Here is a 12,965-nt window from a genome sequence, read left to right on the forward strand (position 1 = left end):
GTACCGGGCCCGGCCCGGGGCCGTCCGTCAGCCCAGGAAGGAGAGCCGCACGGTCCGGCGCGGGTTGTCCCGGTTGGTGTCCACCAGGACCACCGACTGCCAGGTACCGAGCGCCAGCTCGCCGCCGACCACCGGCAGCGTGGCGTGGGGCGGCACGAACGCGGGCAGCACGTGGTCGCGGCCGTGTCCGGGCGAGCCGTGCCGGTGCCGCCAGCGGTCGTCGGCGGGCAGCAGCGTGCGCAGCGTCTCCAGGAGGTCGTCGTCGCTGCCGGCGCCCGTCTCGATCACGGCCAGTCCGGCCGTCGCGTGCGGGGTGAACACGTTGAGCAGCCCGTCCCGCCCCCGTGCGGCCTCGCGCAGGAACTGCGCACAGGCGTCGGTCAGGTCGTGGACCGTCTCGGTGGAACCCGTCGTGAGTTCCATGGTGCGTGTGGTGAAGGTGTCAGCCATGTGACCCATTTTCGCCCGTGGGCGCCGGACCGCCCCGCCGCACACCCGGACGGTGTCGGAAGGTCCCGGCGCCGAGGCGGTTAGCTCATTGAGGTGAACGTCAAAATCTGTGCTGACCGGAGCAGACATCGGGGGCCCGTCGGATGGTGTTGAATTCCCTCCGGGGCCCCGGTGCTTTCACGGCATCCGGGCCCCTCGACGTATTTGCCGTACGCAGAGGTGAAAGTGACAGCAGAGAACCCGCTCGGGCGTCTCGACGACGACGACTACCCCGCCTTCACGATGGGCAGGGCCGCCGAGATGCTCGACACCACCCCCGGCTTCCTCCGGGCGCTCGGCGAGGCCCGGCTGATCACGCCGCTGCGATCGCAGGGCGGCCATCGCCGGTACTCCCGCTACCAGCTGCGGATCGCCGCCCGCGCCCGTGAACTCGTGGACGCCGGTACTCCCATCGAGGCGGCCTGCCGGATCGTGATCCTCGAAGACCAGCTCGCCGAGGCCCAGCGCATCAACGCCGAATTCCGTCGTGCCGGGCTTCCACCCGCACCCGCATGCCGCGCGGCGGCCGGGGCAGGCGAGCAGCCGACGGACGGTTCGACGAGCAAGGAGTAGTGGTCACATGTGGGCTTACCGTGAGACGGCCGGTCACCTGGCGGGAACCGACCTGACGGGTTACAAGGTCGAGGCCACCGAGGGCGTCATCGGCAAGGTCGACAAGCACTCGGACGAGGCCGGCTCCGCCTATCTGGTCGTGGACACCGGTGTGTGGATCTTCGGCAAGGAGGTGCTGATCCCGGCGGGCGCCGTCACGCGCATCGACCCGGACGAGAAGCGCGTCCTGGTCGACCTCACCAAGGAGCAGGTCAAGAACGCGCCCGAGTTCCACCGGGACAAGCACCTGGACGACGCCGGGTACCACGCGCAGCTCGGTACGTACTACGGCACCGGCGCCCCGTTCGGCGGCCGCCCGGCCTGACACCCGTACCGCGGGGCCACCCCCGCACTCCCGCCCGCAGGCCGGACCGCCGGTCTGCGGGCGGATCGCGTTGTTCCGGGTCCGGGCGGGCGGCGTCCGGCCGGGCGGCGGCGGGCGCCGCTCAGGCGATGTCGCTGACGTCCGCGCCGGCGCGGACGTGGCCCGGGCGGCCCGGGCCCGTATCGGTGCCGGCGGCAAGGCGGAAGGCGGCCAGACCCTCGAACAGGGCCCCCCGCTCCTCACGGCTCAGGCGCGCCAGCACGATCTCCAGCTCCCGCGCCCGCGCCGCCCGTACGGAAGCCAGGACGCTCCGGCCGCTGCGGCTCAGCCGCACCTCCACCTCCCGGCGGTTCGCCGTCGCCCGGGAACGCTGGACGAGACCGGCCGCTTCGAGCCGGTCGCAGAGCCGGCTCACCGACGGCGGTGTCGATCCGAGCGCTTCGCCCAGGTCGCGGAGGTTGACGGCTTCCCGCTCGTCGATCACGGTCAGCGCACGCAACTGCGAGGGGGGCACGGGAGAGGGTACGGCTTCCTGGCCGCGGCCCCACAGCACGTCCAGCATCTCCAGGAGAGCGGATGCTTCGGCGGCCACCTGCCCGGGGTCCGGGGGCGGCAAGGGGAAGCTGTGCGGCATCGCACTACTCTCTCATCCGATAGAACGTTTGTCAGCCCGCCTGCCCTGCGCGGGCAGGCGGCGAACATCCCTCGTCGCGGTGGCCGCCGGGGCCTTCGCGGTCATCCGCAGGGCGAGGGCGAGGGTGTCGTCGGCATGGAGGACGACGGTGTGCATCTCGGCGGCCACGGCGTCGGGGATCTCCGCTATCGGCCGGTGGGCGTGCTGCTCGACGGCCTTGACGAGCCGCGACTCCCCCTCGATCAGGTCCCTGCGGCTCTCGGTGAGGCCGTCGGTGTAGAGCAGGAGCAGGTCGCCCGGCTCCATGCGTTCGCGCAGCACCGCATCACTGCCCGGGGAGGGGAACCCGATGCCCCGGCCGCTCGCTTCGAGGAAGTGCGGCGTGCCGCCGTCCCGTGCGAGCAGCGGGGGCGGGTGACTGCCGCTGGCGACCTGGAGGTCCCCGGTGGCGGGGTCGAGCCGGACCAGGAGCACCGTCGCCATCAGATCCGCGTTGAAGGGCATGAGCAGGTGATGGGTGCGGGCGAGGATGGAGTGCAGCGGGTGCCCCTCCAGCGCCAGGGTGCGCACCGCGTGCGTGACGGTGACCGCGCCCCGGGTGCTGCGCACGCCGTGGCCCAGCGCGTCGACCACGGTGACGTGCACGGTGCCGTCGGGCAGGGCGAACCAGTCGTAGAGGTCCCCGCCGGTCGGCGCGGCCGGGTCCGCGGGCGCGTAGTGCACGGCCAGTTCCAAGCCGTCGATCTCCGGTGCGAGGGGGCGCAGCGCGTCCTCCAGCTCCCGCAGGACCTGGCCGTGCGCCTTGCGCACCTGCTCGTCACGCTCGTCGAGTTGCACGTACAGGGCGAGGACGCCGGCGTTGGTCTCCGCCAGCTCGTGCTTGAGCATCCGGTGTTCGGCGGCGAGGCGGTCCGCCCGGGCGAGGGCGGCGCGAAGCTCCTCGTCGCCCTCGCGCACCTGCGTCGACAGGGAGGCCGGCGACGCCGGCGCCCGGTCCTCCCTGTACGGACCGGCGTCCGGGCCGGGCAGCGGGATGTGCCAGGTGACCGAGTTCGCCGACGTCTCCGGCGCGGTCAGCGGCAGGTCGGCGCTCCGCAACGGGCGGGCCGCTCGCGGGGCGGTCAGGGTGACGTTCAGCTGGGGCACGTCGTGCGTGGCGTCGAACACGCTGGTCAGCCTGACGGGGTGCCCGGCCTCGAACTCGGGGCAGGCCAGGTCCGTCGCCGACAGCACCAGCCGGCCGCGCACGTCCGCGGGCAGCCGGTAGGAGCGCGCGAGGTCGCGCACCTCCTCGCGGAGCACCGTCACGTCCCAGAAGAGCCTGCTCATGACGGCCCGTGGGGGGCTCCGGCCGCCAGCACGGTGGCGTCGTCGCGGGTGCGGTGGTACCCGTGCGCGACCGTGGCGGCGAGCAGCGGGGCGGGCAGGCGCAGCAGGTGACCGGGCGGGGTGTGCGCCCACCGCAGGTCGATGCCGTCGGTGTACAGCGCGGCGGTGGTCGCCGCGGTCAGCGGGACGCGGTGGGTGCGCGGGGCGGGCATCCGCCAGCCGACCACGCCCGGCTGACCCGTCAGCCGGTGGTGCACCTCGTCGGGGGAGAGGGCCACCATACGGACGTTGCCGATCCCGCAGTACTCGGCTTCCCCGGCGCGCAGCCGAAGGAGCGCGACGGCCGCGCCCCGGGTGTGCCGCAGGGCCCGGTGCACGACCGTCATGATGTCCGGGAGGGTGCCCTCGGCGGCGCCGCGGAAGGAACGCACCGCCGCCTGGGCGGCCTCCGCCGCTTCCCCGCCGTGCCCGAGGCCGTCGACCACGAGCGCGGTGCGCGCCCCGCCGAGGTCGAGGACGGCCGCGGCGTCCCCGCACTCCTCCTCGCCCGCGGCCGGCAGGCAGACCAGCCCCACCGGCTGCCGCGCGGCTTCGCGCTGCGCGGGAAGGGCGAGCCGGGCGCACACCACGGTGCCGGTGTCCGTCCTCGAAGTGATGGCGAGCTCCGTCGCGATGCGTCCGACCGCGCCCAGCCCTGCGCCCAGGGTCCCCGTGGTGGTGTAACCGTCGGCCAGGCACCGCGCGACTTCGGCTATCCCCGGACCCCGGTCCGCGGCGACGACTTCCACGCCGCCGCCCAGCGGCAGCGGCTGGACGTAGAGCACACCGTCGCGGGCGTGCTTGTCGATGTTGCTCGCCAGCTCCGAGGCGACCACGGCCGCCTGGTCGGGCATCGCGCCGGGCAGCGCGCACTCCCGCGCCACCGCGCGCGCCGTCTCGGCCGCGACGTGCACCGCGCTGTAGTGGTCGATGCGGACTTGACGCGTCGGCGCCACCGGGGCCGGGACCATCAGCGCCGCCATCGCGTGGTGACGACGGTGGTGCCCTCGCCCGGTGTGCTGCGCACCTCGAACTCGTCCATCAGTCGGCGGGCGCCGCCCAGCCCGTGTCCCAGGCCCACTCCGGTGCTGTAGCCGTCGGCCAGCGCCGCCTCCACGTCGGGGATGCCCGGCCCGCGGTCGGTGATCGTCAGCCGGAGCCCCGTACGGCCTTCCTCGTGGGCGGGGCCGACCACGAGGTCGCCGCCCCCGCCGTGGATGTAGGCGTTGCGGGCCAGTTCGCTGGCCGCGGTGATCACCCGCGTCTGGTCGATGATGGAGAATCCGGCCGCGACGGCGGCGAACCGCACGGCGTGCCGGACCGCCAGCAGATCGTCCTCGGTGGTCAGGGAGAGCAGGACGGGCTGCGTGCCCGAGGCGTCCGTTCCTGCCGTGCCGGGGGTGCCCGTCCGTTGCGTGCCGGAGCCGTCCACGGTCCGGTTGCCGTCAGCCAGTGGCGTCATGCGGCGCCCCTTCCCGGGGCTGAGGGGCCTGGACCCAGCCCAGCGCGGCCATGCCCTGCTCGGCGTGCAACGCCGTTTCCACGCCGCTCAGTTCCAGTCCGAGCTCCACGAGGGTGATGGCCACCGGGGGGCGCATGCCCGCCACGATGACACGGGCTCCCAGCAGCCGGGCCATGCCCGTGAGCTCCATCAGGTTGCGCGCCACGAACGAGTCGATGATCTCCAGGCGGGAGATGTCGATGAGGACGCCCCGGGCCCGGTCGGCGGAGATCCGCTCGGTGAGCTCGCGCGCGAAGGCCACGGCGGACTTGTCATCCAGCTCGTTGAGCAGTCCGGTGACCAGTACGTCACCCAGGCGCAGGATCGGCACGGCGCAGGAGTGGGCACCGGAGTAGGGACTTGGGTGTGCGCTCATCGGGAGACCGGGGTGCTCGGGGCCGGCGCCGAACCGCCGGTGATCTTCATCGCCTCGGACAGGGCCTCGGCGAGCGTGGCGCGCGTCAGGATGTCGAAGAGGTCGATGCCCAGCTGCGCGATGGTCTGCGCGATGGTGGGCCGGATGCCGCTGATGATGCAGCCCGCTCCCATCAGCCGCACCGCCCGCACGGTCTGCATGAGGTGCTGGGCCACCGCGGTGTCGACGGTCGGAACCCCGGTGATGTCGATGATCGCGACCTGCGCGTCCTCGTCCTGGATGGCCTGGAGCAGGTTCTCCATCACGACCTGGGTGCGCGCGGTGTCCAGGGTGCCGATCAGCGGCACGGCGACGACCTGCCGCCACAGGCGCACGACGGGCGTCGAGACCTCCAGCAACTGCCGGCTCTGCCGCCGGATGATCTCCTCGCGGCCTTCCACGTACGTCGCGAAGGACAGGGCGCCGGCCGCGTCGAGCAGCTGGTTGATCAGCAGCGCCGCCGAGAGCAGCAGGCCGCTGTCGTCGATGCCCTCCCGGATGATCGCCAGCAGGACTTCCTTGAGGGCCAGCACCGACAGCGAGGTGGCGGTCGGCGTCGCCCCGGCGCGGGCCCTGCGCAGGGACAACTCCCTGACCGCCTCGCGCAGTTCCCGGTGCTGGTTCGCCATCTGGTCGACCGGCAGCGTGGTGTCGAGCGCGGTGACCAGCGCGGAGGCCAGGGTGTCCGCCTCGTAGCGCAGATCCCGCTCGTTGTTGGCCGGGTCCATGGGGGCGCGCTCCAGCTGGAGCAGGACCCACCGGTCAGCTATGTCGTCGGCGCGGCCCTTGAACGACTCCACCACGACCTGGCGGACATCGGCCGCACCGGCCGGACTGCTGACCACGCGGGTCTCCTTTCGCCGTGCCCTGCGTCGGCACTCACGTTTGACGCATGACAATGGTTGTTGGATGGCAAATATACGCACGGTGACCCCGGGACGGAAGTCCCGGGGTCTCGGCCGTACAGATCCAAAAGGATGTCCCCGATCGCGCCGCTCATTCGTGGGAAGGAGTGTGAGGAGGACCGCACACCGCCGAGACGGTGCTCACCACGCCTATCCAGGCCGTCACCGCGGCCCAGGCCATGGGCGTCGAACCGCTGATGGCGCCCGCGACGAGCAGCACCAGGCACGTGCCCAGGAGCGCCGCGGCGAGCGTGCGGTTCACCGGTGGCCGACCGGGCGCGGCCGCGGAGCGGTCCGGGTGCCGGTGACCGTGGAACCGGTGGGTCCATGCGGCGCTCTCGCGCGTGGACAGTCTCCCCCGTGCCGACATGTATGCCTCCATGTGTTCAGGAACGGTCGCGCTCAGCAACGGTCGTGGTCAGAAGCGGCCGTACTCGCGTACGCGCTCATGCAGCGCGTGTGACCGCATCCGCGCGAGTTAAGCCGGCGGATTCCGGCCGACCGGCCGGGGTGCGGCCCCCTCGCGCGGCAGCCTCACGCGCCCGCGTTGCCGGCAGCGGGTCCCAGGTGACTTCTCGTGTCCCCCGCGCTACTTTGTGCACATGATCGGTGCGGCGTCGGCTCACGCGGTGGATCACCGCGCGCGAACCGTCGCCGTCCTCGCGCTGCTGCTGGCCGTCGCCTTCCACCTGCTCGGGTGCCTCCACGGCCCGGCCGGGGAAGGCCCGCACCTGCGGCCGGACGTCGCCGCGCCCCCCTCCGCCGTCGTGGCCCCCGGCCCCCCTGCCGACACCGTGGTTCCGGTCGACCGAGCCGGGCAGGGCGAAGGCTGCCCCGACGGACTCGGCCACGCCGTGGACCGCGTACGGGGGGACGCCCACGCCGCGCCGCCGACGGCCCGTACGCCGCAGGCCTGCGCCGAGCCCGCATCGTCGGCGGGGACGGCCTCGGCCGCGTCCGCCACCGACCGCGCTCCGGGCGGCCGGGGCGTCCTCGCGGAGACGTGCGTCGCCCGGACCTGACAGGCCCCGCACGGCCGCCGCCGCGTCCCGGGCCCCCCGCGCCTCCATGCGCCGGGGCCCGGCGGAACGCACGGCCGTGCGTCCCCGCCCTGATCCGCCGATGCCCGCGCGCCCCAGCGCGCCCGGGCCGAGGAGCCGCGACACCGATGCCCACCACCCCCGTGTACCTCGACCTCACCTCCCCGCCACCCCCCGCACCCGCCCCGCTGCCCGCGCACCGGCCCGCGGATCTCGTCGGCCGCACTCCGGTCTTGTGGGTCGGCGAGCCCTTCGCCGACGGCGGCCGCGGATTCTGGGCCAAGCTGGAGGGCGCCAACCCCGGCGGAATCAAGGATCGTCCGGCCCTGCACATGGTGGCCCGCGCCCGGGCCCGGGGCGACCTCGCCGACGGGGCGCCGGTCATCGAGTCCTCCAGCGGGACCATGGCGCTGGGCCTGGCCCTGGCCGGGATCACGTACGGGCATCCGGTCACGGTGGTCACCGACCCCGGACTGGAGCCCTCGATCCGCCGGGCCCTGGCCGCGTACGGAGTCCACGTCGACACCGTCACGGAGCCGCACCCGGCCGGGGGCTGGCAGCAGGCCCGCCGGGACCGGGTCACCGAACTGCTCCGCCGGCAGCCCGGCGCATGGTGCCCCGACCAGTACAACAACCCGGACAACGCCGCCGCCTACGCCGGCCTCGCCGCCGAACTCCTCACCCAGCTGGGCCGCGTCGACGTACTGGTCACCTCGGTCGGCACCGGCGGCCACTCCGCCGGGATCTCCGCCGCACTGCGCGAGGCCTTCCCGACGCTCGAACTCGTCGGCGTGGACTCCACCGGCTCCGCCATCTTCGGGCAGCCGGCCGGGCAGCGCCTGATGCGGGGCCTCGGCTCCAGCATCCATCCCGCGAACGTGGCCCACGAGGCGTTCACGGAGGTCCACTGGGTCGCCCCCGACGAAGCCGTCACCGCCTGCCGCGCCCTGGCCCGCCACCAGTACGCCACCGGCGGGTGGAGCGTGGGGGCGGTCGCGCTCGTCGCGGGCTGGGTCGCGCGCACCCGCCCGGCCGGGACCCGGATCGCAGCCGTGTTCCCCGACGGCCCCCACCGCTACCTCGACACGGTCTACGACGACGGCTGGTGCCACCGGCACGGCCTGCTGGGCGGCGCCCTCCCCGGAGCCCCGCAGGAGATCGGCCATCCGGCGGAGCGGGTGGTCACGTCCTGGACCCGCTGCACCGACGTCACCGCCCCCGAGCCGCGCACCGCCACGGCGCTCGCGGGTGCGCGATGAGGGGGCTGCGCGCCCGGATGCGCTCCTTCGACCCCGGCGTGCGGCTGCTGATGGTCAACCAGTTCGGCATCAACCTCGGCTTCTACATGCTGATGCCCTACCTCGCCGACCACCTCGGGCACGGCCTGGGACTCGCCGCCTGGGCCGTCGGCCTGGTCCTCGGCGTGCGCAACCTCTCCCAGCAGGGGATGTTCTGGCTGGGCGGCACCCTCGCGGACCGGATCGGCTACAAGCCCATGATCCTGGCCGGCTGCGCACTGCGCACCGGGGCGTTCGTGCTGCTGGCCGTCGCCGACTCCCTTCCCGCGCTCGTGGCCGCCTCGGCGGCCACCGGGTTCGCCGGAGCGCTGTTCAACCCGGCGGTGCGGGCCTACGTCGCGGCCGGGGCCGGCGCCCGCCGGGTGGAGGCCTTCGCCTGCTTCAACGTCTTCTACCAGGCCGGAATCCTGCTCGGGCCGCTCGCCGGACTCGCCCTGCTGCTCCTCGACTTCCGGCTCGTCTGCGCGGCGGCTGCGGCCGTCTTCGGCGTACTGGCCGTCGTACAGGCGCGGTCGCTGCCCGCGCGACGGCCCGATCCGGACCCGCAGCGGGTGGCCGGCTGGCGGGGGATCGCCGCCGACTGGAGCACGATCGTGCGCAACCGGCCCTTCGTCCTCTTCTCCGCGGCGATGGCCGGTTCCTACCTGCTGGCCTTCCAGACCTACCTGGCCCTGCCGCTCCGCGCGCGGTCCCTGTTCGGCGACGGCGGCGGGACCGCCATGGGCGTCGCCTTCGCCGTTTCGGCGCTGGTGGCCGTCGTGGGGCAGCTCCGGCTGACCGACTGGGCCCGTGAACGCCTCGACGCCCCGAAGACGATCACCATCGGCTTCGCGGTCATGGGGGCGGCCTTCCTGCCGCTGCTGCTGCCGGTGGGCCGTTGGGCGGGCGGAGCCGCCCTGGTCGGGTGCGCGGCACTGCTGGCCGCGGGTTCGGCGCTGCTGTACCCGTTCGAGATGGACACCCTGGTGCGCCTCTCGGGCGAGCGGCTGGTCGCCACCTACTACGGGGCCTACAGCACGGCCTCCGGCATCGCCGTCGCCGCGGGGAACCTGGGCGTGGGCGCCCTGTTCGACCTCGCGGCCCGGCTGGACGCGCCGTGGCTGCCCTGGACGGTGCTGGCCGCGGTGGGAGCCGCCTGCGCGACCGCCCTGACGGCCCTGCGCCGCACCGCCTGTTTCACCCCGGCGCCGGCCGGGCGCGGCGTCCGGGCCGGCGAAGAGGCGGTCCGGGGGTGATGACGTCTCAATCATGACAGGTCAGAGGGCGTTTTCGTAGGACGAAGGGAACAGCCGATTGTCCTTGTTCGACCACCTGTGCGGCATTCAGAATCGCCGTCATGAGCGAATCGGTGAAGATCAATCACGACGCGGTCCTGCGAGCACAAGTGGCCCTCCTCGGGTCGGAAAAGCCTTCGGTCGCACAGCGGGTCGCCGCCTACCGGGTGCTCGTCCAGGTGAGTCCGCTGGCCTATCTCCCCCTCCTGGCGGTCGCGTTGGGCAAGTACGCCCGACGCGAATTCTCCGATCGGCCGGACATCGCGCTGACCCTCCTCGCGGAATCCGTCGACGCCGCCCGCCGCATGTACGCGCTGGAGCCCGCCCGGTCCGCGTTGCTCGTCGGCTCGTTGCGTGAGTACCGCGGGCAACTGGCCCGCACGGGACGCCAGTCCGCGATACGGGCGGTGGACGAGGAGATCGCCCGCGTCGCCGGGTGAGCGGCGGGCGGCGCCGCGGCCCCGGGGCGGCGGCGCCGGGCCGTGCGCAGGCCTAGGGGGCCGTGGTCTCCGCTTCGGCGGTGTTCCCGACCTCGTCCGGGAAGATGACCTCCAGCGAGTCGGGCAGCTCGTAGCGGACGGGTTCGGGGGCCGGGGGAACGGGCGACGGCTGCTCGGACCGGTAGAGCAGGGCCATGCCCGCGAGGAGGGCGCCGAGGGCCGCCATGAGCACCGCGATGCCCGTGGACCAGGGCAGGAGGCCGCCGACGGCGCCGCGCAGGAGGGAGAGTCCCGTCATGGCGGCCAGGCCGTGGACCGCCAGGATCCCGAGGCCGGCCACGGTCGCGCCCGCCCACACCCTCGTACGGTCGCGTACCGCCAGGCAGACGGCGAGTGCCGTGCACACCGCCACGATGCCCAGCAGCAGCCACGTCCCCGCGCCGCCCTCGGCCAGCAGGTGCGACGGGTGCCGGGGCAGGTACAGCAGCGCGGACCCGGTCAGGGCCGCCGCGGTCGGCCACCGCAGCCCGTGGCCCGGCGCCCGGGCCGGCCGGGGCCGCTTGGCACGCTTGCGGGAGGCGCGGCGCACCGGGGCTTCGTCGCCCTCTCCTATTCGGTCGGGATGCGGCTCGGGCTCCTCCTCCCGGCTCAGGAGCAGAGCCAGGGAGACGACGTCCTCGACGGGGCGGCTGAGGGCCGCGGCGCGCAGTGCTTCGTTCGCGGCGTCGGGCACCTGGCCGGACCGCCGCAGCAGCGTCACCAGGTCCGCGACCTCTTCCAGGGGCCTGTGGGCGACCGCCGTCTGCAACAGCATCCGCAGGCCTTCGTCGTCGACGGCGCCGGCCGGGGTGTCAGCGGAACCGGAACCGGCGCCCGCTTCACCCGACGTGGTCGGTCCGGTCGGCGGGGCGACGCGGCCGCGCGCCGGGGCCGGCTCCTCGTCTTCGGCCTGGGGTGGGGGGTAGTCACTCATAGAACGCTCCGTCCGGGTTGACCGTCGCGTGACGACCACGCACGGCCGGGGGCCTTGCGACCCCCACGACGTGAGGAGATGTCCACTCGCCGCCACGATGCAGCACATCGGGTGACCCCACCATGCGGAGCAAGCAAACGAGTGCAGCCCCCGCCCGGCTTGCGCTCCGGGAGGTTCCGTGCAACCCCCCGCCGACCGGTCGGCAACACTGCCGGACAGGGCCTAGACGGCGATCTTCCCGCTGGTCAGCGGCCACTCCCGGTTGAGGCTGCCGAGCGGGATGCGGCGTTCGAAGACCGGGGTGCCGAACAGGGACAGCTGCAGGTGCAGCTGTCCGCTCAGGTCGAAGCCGCCGTAGAGCGCCCACGCACCGCTGACGGCGGTCTTGCCGTCGGTGGAGGCGGAGGCTTTGACGTCGGCGTCGCCGCGCAGGTAGGGGGCGAAGTCCGCGGAGACGCCGACGGCACCGTACAGACCGACGGAGGCCTCGGCTCCGAGAGCGCTCTTGACCCGGCCCGCGGCGGTGACCTCGGCCTTCACCGGGGAGCTGTGGACGTTCGAGGTGCTGACCGGGGTCCAGCCCCTGCCCGTCGCGTAGCTGCCGCCGACACGGAAGTCACCCTGGACGTCCTGTCGCACGTCCAGCGTGACGCGCCCGTCGGCCTCCACCTGTACGTAGCAGGTCAGGTCGAGATTGACGACGACGGGTACGGGTCCTACCTGGATGACCGGAGCGCTGTGCAGCTTGGCGAACGGGATCCGCTTGGGCGCGCCGGTGCTCGCGGCGGCGTGGCCCTTGAGGCTCCATTGCGAGGACCAGTCGCCGCTCATGCCGAGGAACGCGGAGCGCGGGCCGGAGCCGCCCGATCCGTCGTACGCGAACTCGACGGTGGGGGCGAGCTGGACGAAGCCGGAGACCGAGGCGCCAGCCGTGACGGGCGCGTCCGGGGCGGTGTCGATCGGGGCGTCGAGGTCGAGCCGCAGGTTGCCCAGGGGAAGCTTCGCGCCCTGGGGGCCGAACCGCGCCCCCTGTCCCTTCGCCCAGGACAGGGTGACGCCCTTCATCAGGGGCTCCACCGTGACGGAGGACGGGTCGACGGGGACCTTGCCGTCGGCCTTGTCGTCGCCCAGCGCGGAGGACAGCGTGGTGGGTGCCGTGGTCACCTCGGTGCCGCGGTCGGTCTTGCGTCCGACTTCGGTGACCTTCGCGAGGAGCCCGTCCGGGGCGCCCGGCGCCGGGGCGCTGGCGATCACGTCACCGACGGCGACCGGCTTGCCGGCGGAGGGAGAGCTGCCGGGGGAGGGAGAGCTGCCGGGGGAGCGGCTCGGGGACCGGTCCGAGGAGGGGCTCGGTACGGGTGAACCGCCCTTTGGCGGCGTGGCTATGACGGCCCGTCGGGTCGCCGGGTCGTAGGAGGCGACCTTGAGGGAGGACTTCACCGGCGCGCCCTTGCCGGTGCCTTCGGCGCGGGTCACCGCGGCCGTCGCGACGGTGTCCTGCGGGGCCGGTGTGACGTCGAGCCGTTGCGTGCCGTCGGCAATGGGGGCGAGGGTGGCGGGACTTGAGGCGTCCGCCGCCGCGGTGTGCCCGGCCGAGGAGCAGCCGGTGGCGGTGAGTGCCAGGGCGGCGAGGCCGGGGAGCAGGAGGCGTCTGGCGAGCTTGCGCACGTACGTGAGGACCTTCTGGTGAG

Annotated in this window: 16 protein-coding genes; 6 read left to right on the plus strand and 10 right to left on the minus strand. The window is 73.8% G+C overall.

Going from position 1 to position 12,965, the window contains the following annotated elements; translation table 11 throughout:
- Nucleotides 1-27 precede the first annotated feature (27 nt).
- Entirely contained in the window at nt 28-450 is a 423-nt protein-coding gene (locus ACIA6C_RS12705) for a YjbQ family protein (RefSeq protein WP_399275072.1), read from the minus strand.
- A gap of 225 nt (nt 451-675) precedes the next feature.
- Here ACIA6C_RS12705 and ACIA6C_RS12710 point away from each other — a divergent pair, with 225 nt between their 5' ends.
- A complete protein-coding gene (locus ACIA6C_RS12710) occupies nt 676-1,062 on the plus strand; it encodes a MerR family transcriptional regulator (RefSeq protein WP_361135038.1) in 387 nt (128 codons plus the stop codon).
- 7 nt (nt 1,063-1,069) lie between these two features.
- Complete coding sequence (locus tag ACIA6C_RS12715) at nt 1,070-1,426, plus strand: PRC-barrel domain-containing protein (RefSeq protein ID WP_361135041.1); 357 nt, start codon at nt 1,070-1,072, stop codon at nt 1,424-1,426.
- A gap of 121 nt (nt 1,427-1,547) precedes the next feature.
- Here the strand turns inward: ACIA6C_RS12715 and ACIA6C_RS12720 are convergent, their stop codons facing one another.
- From ACIA6C_RS12720 to ACIA6C_RS12750, 7 genes are all read right to left on the minus strand, one after another.
- Nucleotides 1,548-2,060 (minus strand): MarR family transcriptional regulator, encoded by a 513-nt coding sequence (locus ACIA6C_RS12720; protein WP_399275075.1) that lies wholly within the window; start codon nt 2,058-2,060, stop codon nt 1,548-1,550.
- Between the two features lie 12 nt (nt 2,061-2,072).
- Entirely contained in the window at nt 2,073-3,389 is a 1,317-nt protein-coding gene (locus ACIA6C_RS12725; RefSeq protein WP_399275077.1) for a PP2C family protein-serine/threonine phosphatase, read from the minus strand.
- Nucleotides 3,386-4,399, minus strand: coding sequence for a SpoIIE family protein phosphatase (locus tag ACIA6C_RS12730; RefSeq protein ID WP_399275079.1), 1,014 nt, complete (start codon nt 4,397-4,399; stop codon nt 3,386-3,388). The genes ACIA6C_RS12725 and ACIA6C_RS12730 overlap by 4 nt, the downstream gene beginning before the upstream one ends.
- A complete protein-coding gene (locus ACIA6C_RS12735) occupies nt 4,399-4,890 on the minus strand; it encodes an ATP-binding protein (RefSeq protein WP_399275081.1) in 492 nt (163 codons plus the stop codon). The genes ACIA6C_RS12730 and ACIA6C_RS12735 overlap by 1 nt, the downstream gene beginning before the upstream one ends.
- Nucleotides 4,874-5,305: an STAS domain-containing protein gene (locus ACIA6C_RS12740; protein WP_361135056.1), complete on the minus strand. Its 432-nt coding sequence runs from the start codon at nt 5,303-5,305 to the stop codon at nt 4,874-4,876. Before ACIA6C_RS12740 ends, ACIA6C_RS12735 begins: the two co-directional genes overlap by 17 nt.
- Nucleotides 5,302-6,189 carry an STAS domain-containing protein gene (locus ACIA6C_RS12745; protein WP_399275083.1) on the minus strand — a complete coding sequence of 296 codons (888 nt, stop codon included), beginning with the start codon at nt 6,187-6,189 and terminating at the stop codon, nt 5,302-5,304. The genes ACIA6C_RS12740 and ACIA6C_RS12745 overlap by 4 nt, the downstream gene beginning before the upstream one ends.
- Before the next feature lie 151 nt (nt 6,190-6,340).
- Entirely contained in the window at nt 6,341-6,619 is a 279-nt protein-coding gene (locus tag ACIA6C_RS12750; RefSeq protein ID WP_399275085.1) for a hypothetical protein, read from the minus strand.
- 232 nt (nt 6,620-6,851) lie between these two features.
- Between ACIA6C_RS12750 and ACIA6C_RS12755 the strand changes: the two genes are divergently transcribed.
- The 4 genes from ACIA6C_RS12755 (at nt 6,852) to ACIA6C_RS12770 (ending at nt 10,301) form a co-directional block, all read left to right on the plus strand.
- Nucleotides 6,852-7,271 carry a hypothetical protein gene (locus tag ACIA6C_RS12755; protein ID WP_399275087.1) on the plus strand — a complete coding sequence of 140 codons (420 nt, stop codon included), beginning with the start codon at nt 6,852-6,854 and terminating at the stop codon, nt 7,269-7,271.
- Nucleotides 7,272-7,417: 146 nt separating this feature from the next.
- Complete coding sequence (locus ACIA6C_RS12760) at nt 7,418-8,548, plus strand: PLP-dependent cysteine synthase family protein (RefSeq protein ID WP_399275089.1); 1,131 nt, start codon at nt 7,418-7,420, stop codon at nt 8,546-8,548.
- Nucleotides 8,545-9,822, plus strand: coding sequence for an MFS transporter (locus ACIA6C_RS12765; RefSeq protein ID WP_399275091.1), 1,278 nt, complete (start codon nt 8,545-8,547; stop codon nt 9,820-9,822). Before ACIA6C_RS12760 ends, ACIA6C_RS12765 begins: the two co-directional genes overlap by 4 nt.
- Before the next feature lie 101 nt (nt 9,823-9,923).
- On the plus strand, nt 9,924-10,301 hold the full coding sequence (locus ACIA6C_RS12770) for a hypothetical protein (RefSeq protein ID WP_399275093.1): 378 nt from the start codon (nt 9,924-9,926) through the stop codon (nt 10,299-10,301).
- Nucleotides 10,302-10,353: 52 nt separating this feature from the next.
- Here ACIA6C_RS12770 and ACIA6C_RS12775 read toward each other — a convergent pair whose 3' ends face one another.
- Together ACIA6C_RS12775 and ACIA6C_RS12780 are read right to left on the minus strand one after the other, a co-directional pair.
- Entirely contained in the window at nt 10,354-11,274 is a 921-nt protein-coding gene (locus ACIA6C_RS12775) for a hypothetical protein (protein ID WP_399275095.1), read from the minus strand.
- Nucleotides 11,275-11,496: 222 nt separating this feature from the next.
- Entirely contained in the window at nt 11,497-12,942 is a 1,446-nt protein-coding gene (locus tag ACIA6C_RS12780) for a hypothetical protein (protein WP_399275097.1), read from the minus strand.
- Nucleotides 12,943-12,965 lie beyond the last annotated feature (23 nt).

This window comes from Streptomyces sp. NPDC051578 (assembly GCF_044454045.1).
Taxonomy (GTDB): Bacteria; Actinomycetota; Actinomycetes; order Streptomycetales; family Streptomycetaceae; genus Streptomyces.